Origin of the sequence: Pseudomonas sp. UBA6276 (assembly GCF_002438365.1) — a bacterium.
Classification (GTDB): Bacteria; Pseudomonadota; Gammaproteobacteria; order Pseudomonadales; family Pseudomonadaceae; genus Aquipseudomonas; species Aquipseudomonas coleopterorum.
Map to the genome: position 1 here is coordinate 5997 of NZ_DJUS01000024.1, position 571 is coordinate 6567.

The following is a 571-nucleotide window of genomic DNA, read 5'->3' on the forward strand; positions in this document are numbered from 1 at the left end:
AGGACGGCATCCTGGTCAGCGCTTCGTGCTCCATGCACCTGCCCGAGGACGACCTGCAGAACATCCTGCTGACCAGCGCCCGCCACCTGGACCGCAACATCCAACTGCTGGAACGCGGCGGCCAAGGCCCGGACCATCCGGTGCATCCAGCGATTCCGGAAACGCGGTACATCAAGAGCATTACGTGCCGGTTGTTGCCCAACAGCTGATGCAACGGCGCTTTTGACGCGGCTCGCGCCGCTGCTACAGGGGCTTTGTAGCAGCGGTGCGAGCCGCGTCAGGCATCACTGGCGATTACTTGCCCTGCCCCACGTTCCATCCTTCCCCCATGGGTGTAGAATCGCCCTACTCTTCGCCAATCATCCCCCGGCGGGTTTATGAGCTCGGCCGTACGCGTGGCGATCCCGCAGCGTTACCGGCCTCATCCGCAAGCACGGCAACACACCGACCGAGCGTGCCGCGGACCAGGAAAAGCTCACTCCCTCACTGAAACCCGATTAGCCGCCCGGAGTCGTTCCATGCCTGACTATCGCTCGAAAACATCCACCCACGGCCGCAACATGGCCGGTGC

The 571-nt window shown here is 63.4% G+C and carries 1 pseudogene; it reads left to right on the top strand.

The features are described from left to right. Window positions 1-209 (top strand): annotated as a pseudogene (locus B2V21_RS03375) (RlmI/RlmK family 23S rRNA methyltransferase); the annotation flags it as partial. Between the last annotated feature and the right edge of the window lie 362 nt (window positions 210-571).